We start from the raw sequence: 9,697 nt of genomic DNA, 5'->3' as shown, positions 1-9,697 counted from the left end.
TGCCATTCACTGTGACTTGGTGGACCAGATTGTCCCCTTCTGTCGCGCTCGCATTGCCAACGGTTAGGGTCGGTTTGTCACCGTCGGTATTGGCAGCTGGATTCTGTGGATCATCTGATTCATCTAAGATGGTGCCGGTGGCGCTATTTATACTAATAGTAGCAGGAGTGGGACTGTTCGTATTAATGACAACATCAAGCACTATACTTTCTGATTGCTCGTAAATAGTATCGTTGGCCACTGTGACATTGATGGCTGGTGCCGAACTCTGTCCTGCTGGTATTTTGACACTTGCTCCATTGGTTAGAAAATCTTGGATATCATTTGCATTACTCAGAAATACAGTAACACCATCGATGCCAACATAACTAATAGAAGTAATATCTGCTACTTCAATACTACTAGTATCGCTAAGTTTTACATCAACTAACGTGTCGAAGTTACTAATTTGATTTTGTGATATGGTAAAGACTAGTCCGTTGTCCACTCCTTCTATCGCTTGCTCATCAGTGGCGATAATCTTAACCACTGGTATATCACTACCTGTCGCTGGATCATTATCATAAATAACTGTATCTACTGTATCTTTACTAGAGTTAATATTAGCTCTACCAGCAGTCACACTCGTTATAGCAACTGTAAAACTCTCAACGCCTTCATAAACATCATCATTGACAATCGGCACACTAAAATCAATAGAGGTTTGCCCAGCCGGTATCGTGACTGTCTGTGTGATTGGCGCGCTATAGTCACCACCATCAGCAGATCCAGGTGTAATCGTGACTGTTACCGTGGTGTCCGTAGCACTCGCTCTATCAAGACTAACTGTATATACTGCAGTGTTCGCTTCGTTAGCAGCATTGGCCTCGCTCAAGCTCGTAACACCATTAAGACTGACAATAGGAGCAGGTTCAATAGGTTTATCGTCATCACCGCCTCCACTACTGAGACCCACTACCAAACCAGCCAAACCAAGACCGGCAGCTGCAGGTATCCACCAAGGTATCGCCGCTGCTATATATTCAGTTCCACCTAATGCCTGACCTTCAATATCTCCTGTCTCTAGCTGCGTGACATAATCGTAAGTCTCGCCAGTATCTGGAATATAATAATAGTATTCACCATCTTCAGCGATGCCAAGCAATGCGCTGTCTGCTTCGTCGTAGAAGCCTTCTATAATAAGATCACTCTCTTTGCCATCTTCTTCGAATGAGATGTGTAAATCATTTTTTAGACGTTTGGTAATAATATGATTGGGTGCACGACCGATTGCCGCATCATGAAACTCATAATTCACTTTATCCATAGCTTTAATAATGGTAGGTTTACCATCTTTGGTCACCACTTGTACTTGAGCTACAGTTTGAGTCGCATCGTTAGTTTTAACAATAATAGTATTCATATGCTTCTTTACCTTCGATTTTTTAATTCAAATAATATAGATTGATATATATTCATATTAGGCAGGTTTGGTTACCGCAGAGTAATACCATTATTAGTTACGTACGCGCTCTTCAACCACAGCCACAACGCGGCGATTAAGTTGACGACCGTCTACGGTATCATTGCTTGCTCGTGGTTGCGACTCTCCATAGCCAATAGCACTTATACGATCAGAAGCAATACCAAACTCAGTAATCAGTACTTCTTTCACTGCATTAACTCGGCGCTGCGATAAATCTTGGTTATAGTTATCTTTGCCTCGACTGTCGGTGTGTCCTTCAATGGTCACCACTGTATTTGGGTACTGTCTCATAAACTCTACTAATTCAGTGGCTTTTGAATAGTATTCTGGACGTACTACAGCTTTATCTGTTTCAAATAGTATCTCTAGATCAATTGTCATTTTTTCAGCAACAGGTGTACTTGAGGTTTCCGTAACGATAGGCAGGTTTACCACAGGTGCAACTACAGGTAGCGGACAGTTAGGAACAACACGACTAATTTGATGAGACTGATAGCGTTTTTTTGAGAGTAGCTGTGATGCACTATTAGCAGTTATCTGCTCTAAGGCACTTTGACCTTTTTCATTCATGTTTACGTGAAAAAAGTAGGTTTGACCACCTACTAAAGTATAATCTTCTGTATTTGCCAATAAATTATTGTCTTTGAAACCTGTTGCATGAGTACTCAACTTATTTATACCGACGCATGACTCAACAGCAGTATAATTGCCTTCATGCAGGCTAACTTGGAATCTATTATTTACTGAAATGTTGGCACTTGTTTGTTCAGAGTAACTATCATTTCCTCTAATAAAAACTAAACGCGTTTTATCCGATGCTACCTTATTACTTAATATGCTATTAATATCGGTATCAACTTGATTGTTCCATGCCACTTTACTGACATGACGACTATCTCCATCATTATCAATACTACTATTGCCAGTCATAGCGCAAGCCGTCATTCCAAACAAGAATATCGGTAAGGTAATAGTGCTAATAGTTTTTTTAAGTACACTTTCCATAGTTAGTTCCTAACTCATAGTTATCTAAATTATGTGACAATATTTACGTAAACTTTATGTTACCTATTTTTACGTATTTATACTAGGAAGAACAAACCATGTAATCGACCGTTCATCATATTATTTGATGTACATAAGTCAATTATTTACAAGACTATTATTTGATTTTTGAGCCCGAACTGTGATAAAAGTAGAAGAGTCACATTATTTAAATAAACAATAGTTTCTTATAAACCATTAGAAATTCCGGACTATTGGTATTCAAAAATTACAAAAATACATTTTATCTTATTATTATTTTTAATAAGTCTTATAGATTTTACTACTAGCATAAAGTTAAATGATTGACCAAAGCAAACGATAGTTATTGGGTAGACTCATGTCAGCTTTTATCAATCTGATTGATTAAACCATTCTAATTAGATGTAATATTTCAACATGACATACTCAGCCATTAAGCTTTTAAGATATAACATGCGCTATTTTAACGATGCCAAATGCTCGTTGCTTAAGAGATAAAACACTATGATAGGAGATTTTAAGTACGCTTAGGCGGCACTGAATACGTGCCAACTACGTGAGCCACGATATCATCAGAGCCTTCTGAATAAAGAGAGACCTCGCCTACTATCAATGTGCGTCCTACTTTCATCAAAGTACATTCGGCGATAATACGCGCATTTGCTGATGGCTTACGCAAGAAGTTGATGGTCAAACTCGTCGTCACCGTTAATGGGACAATACCGATTCTTCCGAGTATCGCCACATAGATAGCGACATCAGCAACGGCCATCATGACAGGTCCCGAAACTGTGCCACCGGGACGCAGCTCATTTACACCGATCTCATGCGATAAGGTCGCGCCATTTTCGTTGACCGCCTCGACGACACATTTGGTTTGGGGAAACTCCAATGCCATAAAGGCGCTGATTTCTTCTTTGGTTGCAGACATAACTCTTCCTTGAATTGAACTGTCCATGTTGATTCGTTTAATACATGTATACGATCATTGCTAGTTAGCAAAGTAGAAACTATTTTCGCCTATGCTACAGTGCTCTTTTAATACTCTAAACTACGTAACGACAATACATATATCAATGTATCACGGGCGTGCCTTCTGTACTAAAGGCAAATCCTTTATTGCTAAAGTTACCGATCATGACTGCTTCGATAACTGGTTTAACCGTTTCATCTATGCCTTCGACTTCGATAATAAAGTTGGCACCTGAGCCACCTTTGTTCTCTTCTTTTTCGACAATATAGTTGAGCGTGGCCATCGCTGGTAGCTCGATAGGCTTATCTAGATATGATTTAACCAATGCCCCATCTGTATCGTAATAATCAATTTTATTGATATACAGTGACTTTTTGAGCGTGGTATTACGTACACTCAGCGTGGCCGATAGCAGCACTTTGCGAGCGTCTCTATCGGTATAGATATCAGAATAAATCGGCACATAAAAGGTTTGCTTGTAACCAAACTGACTGTGATCCACGTCTGAGGTAATCACCAACTCTTTAATCGGGTCTTTTTGATGCTCGGACAGAAGAACGTTCGGGTCTTGTGCTGACTGATCACAACCTGACAGTACTGCCATTATAGCGATCAGTAGGACAGACATATTACGTATATTCATAATCATTTCCCTATACCTTCTGGCATTACTGCGATGACAAGCTGCTATTTTATTTTCACACCTTTATTTTTACACCCACACTACGTAAGAACTGGTTGATGTGTTTATTGGCACCATAAATAACCAATACATCTCGCTCTTGCAATACTTGCTCAGGCGTTGCCAAACCTTGAATGCTAGGCTTGCTCTGCGTACGGCCAAAGCTGTCTTCATAATACTCATAGCGCAACGTACTAAGCAATCGGATATTGAACTTTTGCTCTAACTGTAAGTCGTCGACAGTCTTACCAATCAGCACATTTGGAATCTTAATCTCTACCATGCTGAAGTTATCGCTCAATTCAAACGAATCAACAAAATAGCGTAGTGACAGACGCTTAGCCCAGCGATTGGCTGCTTCTTTTTCAGGGTGAATCAAATCATCCACGCCGATAGCTTGCAGGACTTTTTCATGTAGCGGATTGATACTACGGCTAATCAAACGTTTTGCTTTTAACGTTTTAAATAGCGCTGTTGCCATAACATTGGCACCTTGATCTTCGCCAATCGCCACAATAACAATATCGGTATCAACGATTGGTAATCCGCTAACCGTATACTCGTCCGTGGCATCCATACACAGCGTATGCGAAATCACTTCTTTATACGCTTCAACCCGTTGCATACTACTATCAATAGCAATCACTTCATGCCCTTGACTGGTCAATGCCGAGCCCAATGATGCACCAAAATTTCCTAGCCCTACGATGATGTACTTCATAACTTATACAACCTTTTTTAATATTTTTTGCTATTTATTAAGAACGACACAGTCTGTTTACGACGGTTTAATTAACTGTTTGCGACGAATTAGTTAATCGTAATCTCTTCCGTAGGATAGCGATAATTGCGTTGGCGCATATTTTTAAGCAGTGCAATAAAGATTGTCAGCATACTAACGCGGCCAACGAACATAATGACCGAAACCACTATTTTACTAAAATCTGATAAGTCTGCTGTCAGGTTTAAACTTAAGCCCACCGTGCTATACGCTGAGAAGCACTCAAACACCACTTTAATCAAATCAAGCTCTGGCTGATCATAGCTGATGAGCGTCACGCCCGTACCGATGACCAGTAGTGACAACCACATAATAGAAAATGCGCGGCGAACTGAAATCTCAGCAATCTCTCGTTTAAATACCTCTATCTTGGTCTGCCCACGAGCTAGGCTTAATGTATTCAATAGCGCAATCGCAAAGGTGCTGGTCTTGATACCCCCACCTGTCGAGTTTGGTGACGCACCAATCCACATCAAAAATATCGTCAGCATAACAGTCGGAAATGTAAGATCACCCATATCAATAACATTAAACCCCGCCGTACGCGGGGTAGCCGCCGTAAAGAACCCTGTCACTAGCTTACCGAGGAAGCTCGTGTGGTCAGCGAGCACATTATTGTATTCAAATATCATCACTCCAATCAGACCGACTAGCAGTAATGCACCTGTAGTAATCAAAGTAATGCGGCTATTGATATTAAGTAACCAAGGCTGATAAATATAGCGTTGGTCATGGCGATTTATCAGCCGCTGAGCACGATAACGTAAATACCTAAGCACATTGACCACGATGGTAAAACCCATACCACCAAAAATAAATGTCATCGCCAGAATCAGCTGTAGCGAATAATTAAAACGTAGCGAATCATCGTACAAGCCAGCACTAAAGGTAGAGAACCCAGCATTACAAAAAGCAGAAATCGCATGAAAGACTGAAAAGAATAGCTGCTCAGACCAGTCCATATTGGGTATGTCATAAATACTGATATAGATCAGCGCAGCCGCTACCGCCTCGACAGCAAACGTGACGTATAAGATAGACTTGAGTGTCGACACCACATCCCCCATACCGCGCATATAAGACATCTCGCTGATACTTGCTTGCGTCTCATAGCTGACACCGCCCTTAAAGAAATAACTAAAATAGGTCACAAAGGTCAAAATACCCAAGCCACCAATTTGTATCAGCCCCATGATGATGACTTGGCCAAAAGTCGTAAAATAGGTGGCAGTATCCACTACGATAAGCCCTGTTACGCAAACTGCACTGGTCGCCGTAAAGAGTGCATCAACAAAGGACAACGGTTGCGTCGTCGCATTGGGCATCATCAATAGCAATGCACCAACCAGCACTACGACTAAAAAGCTTAGAATAAAAAACTGCGCAGGATGTAGAAAGGTACGATTGAGATTGAAATTGTGATCGGAGAGTTCGCGGACAAAGGTGACGAACACAGCTATCTTTATCGCAACAAAACCATCAACGGCGGCGGACAATCCCGAGCGCACTAGGTCTGTGAAATGTGCGGTCAATAGAATGATAATCGCGATGCTGGTCAGTGTGTCAAAGACGGCGACTTTATTAAGCGTTAATGGCTTTTTGGTATAGATGTAACGCCCAGCGGTCACCATAAAACTGAGAAAAATAATGACCAAATAGAAAATATGGAATACTTGCTGGAGCCACGTTGGTAGTGTAAAACCACTATCTAACAAGGCAATCGCTACCCCGATGACACTAATGAGAATCGTAAAATTGTTTAATAATCGATAACGCGTGGCTGCATTCATAGCCTGAGTCCATGACAACAATAACCACGATACTTATACTCCTTTTTTGTCGTCTCCACAAAAAAGGAGTATAAGTTAATCGTAACCAATTATTGAGTCATAGCAGCTATTGATAAGCTAGATACTGATAACCAGAGCCAGATAAGAAGCGCCCATTAGGCAGTAACGGTTTTAATAACTCTATAGTTTAATGCTATCGTCTATACACATTTATGAAACTTCTTCTTTCACTCTTGCTATTTTTACGCCGCCCCATGTCACCAATGCTACGCCAATAGCAATTAAAGTCGCACCTGAAAATAAACCTTCTGGTGGACTCTCCCCTTGCAAAAAAATAGCGACGGGCACGCCGACAATGGCCCCTACCGCACCTAACAAACTTAATAGCACTGGCCCGCCTGTTTTTTGCAGCAGAAATAATAGTAAAAACTGACCAGCAAATACACAAGATTGAACAGCGATTAAACCTAATGGCAACAGCCCTTCTCGTGGTATATCGATAGAAAAACCAGACATCATACTGAATAAGCCTAGCAGGAGAGCCGCCGCGATCAGCATACCTGGAGCGAGTGCGCTAGGAGATGCCTTATCAGGCCAACGTAGTGTGCGATATATATTGCCAATGGCGAGTAAGACAGGGCCGCAAAGCGCTATTAATATCCAAAAAATACTGGCATCTGGTGCAGAGAATTTATGCACAGCCAATACCCCAGCCCCAACCAGTGCAGTAGCCACCCCAGAAGCACGGATGACATTGAATGTCTCTATGCGTAGGGCCAGTGCCCCGAGATAGGTAAGAAGTGGTGGTAGCGAGATAGTCAGCGCAACGAAACCTGCCCCGACATGAGGGATAGCAGAAAACAGCAGTAAATTGGACCCTGCAACGCTGACCAGTGCAGCGATAAAATAGTACTCAAAGCTACGCGTGCTAAACGGCAGTGACTCATGCCTTACTAGTACAACAATTGATAAAATAAAGGCCGCACCAGTGATGGACCAAAACAGAAAGGATAATGGCGTCAGACCTATGTCGCCTGCATATTTCGCCAAATTGGTTGAGATACCAGTGAGTGCACCGCCAGTCAACAAGCAAGCGAAAGGAATTAGCCATGTGTTTCTGTAGCGAGATATTTGCTGTTCCGTAGGCTCACTCATCAACGATCCTATAAGCTTTGTACCGCCTTGCTTGCAGCGTCAATAGCACCAGCGACATACCCAGGGAACGCCTCTGACCACTCACTACCGCAACCTGTTAGACAGTCCTGCCACTCGCCTGTCTTTGGTTTTGATGGCGGTGCTACAGCATGCTGCCCTGCGCCACTCGCATCGGCAGCTGTCGCGGTAAATACATCTTGAGACCAGTCTTTGATATATTCAGCCTTTGGTTTGTCTGCTTGTACACCAAATAGACGTACCATCTGCGCGCGGCAATGTGCTTTTAGCGCCATCTCTGAAACGCTTTGGCGTACTTGGGCTGGAACACCAAAGAAACCAAACAATGCCCCATCGCCCTCTAGCGTAGAGGCATCATGTATCTCAGTGAGCGGTCCTATCGCACTGCGCGCGGCACCCGAGAGACCAGTATTACGCCAAAATGGTGATTCATAAACAGCGACATATTTAGCATGGGGAGCCATCCAAGTGGCTGTCTCGCGCCACTGTTCACTTAAATCTTGCGGTAGTACTGGCTGAAATACTATCCGACCTTCTACCAATCGGGGCGGTAACGCAAGTAGCACATGCTGCGCACGGAACGTCGTCACATGTCCAGAAGTATCTTCGCTCTGTACTTCAATATATTGAGACGTCTTGTTCAACTGCCTTACGGTTTGACTGGTCATAATACAACTAGCATCTAGGCGAGCATATAGCGCATCAATCAAAGCAGCCATACCACCGACTAGCCGCACAGAAGGTGGTGCGCTTTTGTAACCCTGCATACGCACAGGTGGCTGGTTGGCAGCGCGCTCAACCATCATATCGCCTGCTTCGAACTGCGTAAAACGTGATAAATTCAACGACTCAACAAGTGTGCTTAACTGCGTCTGATAATCAGGCCAAAACCAAGAGGGTCCTAAATCAAACGCCGCGCTTGATTCTGCTTGATCGATAGCAGTACTGTTATTAGTAGTATGTACATCTGAATATTTAGCAACTGCAATGCGACCACCCAAGGTATCACGCGCCTCTAGCAGTCTATACGCTATGCCCTTTTGCTCTAATAAAAAGGCGGCATATAATCCACTCAGCCCACCACCAACGATTACCACAGGTATGTCTTGCATATCGGATTACCCTATTTATAGTCGGTTCAATATAACTTGGATACAAGGAAGCCGAGTGAAAGTATTACAAGTAGTAAGCTAGGCGAGACTGACACCGTACCCAATTTATAGAGGATTGACTATAAACCAAACTACTCTGCCAATAGCTTCGTAAGCATCTCATCAATCTCAACCTTGAACTCTTTGTCTTCTATTTTATTGGCTGTAACTTTGGCATTTTGCAGACTTTGGATAGCGGCTTCTTTTTCACCTGTCTCAAGCTGTAGCACCGCCATAGAAAAAGCAATTGATGACATATGATCTTTTGAGTTAATGGCAGTAGCCTTGGCCAGTGCTTTGTCATAAATCACCAGTGCTGCGTCCAAGTCTTCTGTGAAGTCAGCGAGCGTTTCCCATTGTTCTGGGTGGTCTTTATCAGTGCCTTCATTATCGGTACAAATGGCGTTTAGTTCAGCATACAACGAATCAAATTTTGCTTGATTGCCTCTGCGATCCGCTTCTAATAATTCTTCGGCTAAGGTGTAAATGGCTTTATATATTTTGGTATTAATCATTGCTTACAACCTTTTATTGACTTGGGGTATAGATTATTTGGTTAGGATTATAACGTAATTCTAGGGCGTTTCCTCATTTTAAAAATGGTGATAAAAATGAGATAAATTGCAGTCAAACAAGGAAAATAGCGCAGATAATAT

General features: G+C 42.3%; 9 protein-coding genes. All 9 read right to left on the bottom strand.

Going from position 1 to position 9,697, the window contains the following annotated elements; translation table 11 throughout:
* On the bottom strand, window positions 1-1,402 hold a 1,402-nt coding region (locus JMX96_RS10210; protein WP_201568897.1), incomplete at its 3' end, for a Calx-beta domain-containing protein.
* Window positions 1,403-1,495: 93 nt separating this feature from the next.
* Entirely contained in the window at window positions 1,496-2,470 is a 975-nt protein-coding gene (locus tag JMX96_RS10205) for an OmpA family protein (protein ID WP_201568896.1), read from the bottom strand.
* Between the two features lie 538 nt (window positions 2,471-3,008).
* Window positions 3,009-3,422, bottom strand: coding sequence for a PaaI family thioesterase (locus JMX96_RS10200; RefSeq protein ID WP_201568895.1), 414 nt, complete (start codon window positions 3,420-3,422; stop codon window positions 3,009-3,011).
* 142 nt (window positions 3,423-3,564) lie between these two features.
* Complete coding sequence (locus JMX96_RS10195) at window positions 3,565-4,107, bottom strand: DUF3124 domain-containing protein (protein ID WP_201568894.1); 543 nt, start codon at window positions 4,105-4,107, stop codon at window positions 3,565-3,567.
* Between the two features lie 55 nt (window positions 4,108-4,162).
* Complete coding sequence (locus JMX96_RS10190) at window positions 4,163-4,867, bottom strand: potassium channel family protein (RefSeq protein ID WP_201568893.1); 705 nt, start codon at window positions 4,865-4,867, stop codon at window positions 4,163-4,165.
* 89 nt (window positions 4,868-4,956) lie between these two features.
* On the bottom strand, window positions 4,957-6,717 hold the full coding sequence (locus JMX96_RS10185; protein WP_201568892.1) for a TrkH family potassium uptake protein: 1,761 nt from the start codon (window positions 6,715-6,717) through the stop codon (window positions 4,957-4,959).
* Window positions 6,718-6,927: 210 nt separating this feature from the next.
* Window positions 6,928-7,872: a DMT family transporter gene (locus tag JMX96_RS10180; protein WP_201568891.1), complete on the bottom strand. Its 945-nt coding sequence runs from the start codon at window positions 7,870-7,872 to the stop codon at window positions 6,928-6,930.
* Between the two features lie 8 nt (window positions 7,873-7,880).
* Window positions 7,881-9,002, bottom strand: a complete 1,122-nt coding sequence (locus JMX96_RS10175; RefSeq protein ID WP_201568890.1) for a flavin monoamine oxidase family protein — start codon at window positions 9,000-9,002, stop codon at window positions 7,881-7,883.
* Between the two features lie 131 nt (window positions 9,003-9,133).
* Window positions 9,134-9,556, bottom strand: a complete 423-nt coding sequence (locus JMX96_RS10170; protein WP_201568889.1) for a tetratricopeptide repeat protein — start codon at window positions 9,554-9,556, stop codon at window positions 9,134-9,136.
* Window positions 9,557-9,697 lie beyond the last annotated feature (141 nt).

The organism is Psychrobacter sp. JCM 18900 (assembly GCF_904846625.1).
In the GTDB taxonomy this organism is placed as follows: domain Bacteria; phylum Pseudomonadota; class Gammaproteobacteria; order Pseudomonadales; family Moraxellaceae; genus Psychrobacter.
The sequence above is the reverse complement of the archived record's forward strand: the minus strand, read 5'-3'. Positions and strand labels throughout refer to the sequence as shown.

Bases quoted from the DNA above. Each gene is read 5' to 3' on its own strand.
- JMX96_RS10185 (WP_201568892.1), bottom strand. From the start codon at position 6,717: ATGAATGCAGCCACGCGTTATCGATTATTAAACAATTTTACGATTCTC.
- JMX96_RS10170 (WP_201568889.1), bottom strand. From the start codon at position 9,556: ATGATTAATACCAAAATATATAAAGCCATTTACACCTTAGCCGAAGAA.
- JMX96_RS10180 (WP_201568891.1), bottom strand. From the start codon at position 7,872: ATGAGTGAGCCTACGGAACAGCAAATATCTCGCTACAGAAACACATGG.
- JMX96_RS10195 (WP_201568894.1), bottom strand. From the start codon at position 4,107: ATGAATATACGTAATATGTCTGTCCTACTGATCGCTATAATGGCAGTA.
- JMX96_RS10205 (WP_201568896.1), bottom strand. From the start codon at position 2,470: ATGGAAAGTGTACTTAAAAAAACTATTAGCACTATTACCTTACCGATA.
- JMX96_RS10175 (WP_201568890.1), bottom strand. From the start codon at position 9,002: ATGCAAGACATACCTGTGGTAATCGTTGGTGGTGGGCTGAGTGGATTA.
- JMX96_RS10190 (WP_201568893.1), bottom strand. From the start codon at position 4,867: ATGAAGTACATCATCGTAGGGCTAGGAAATTTTGGTGCATCATTGGGC.
- JMX96_RS10200 (WP_201568895.1), bottom strand. From the start codon at position 3,422: ATGTCTGCAACCAAAGAAGAAATCAGCGCCTTTATGGCATTGGAGTTT.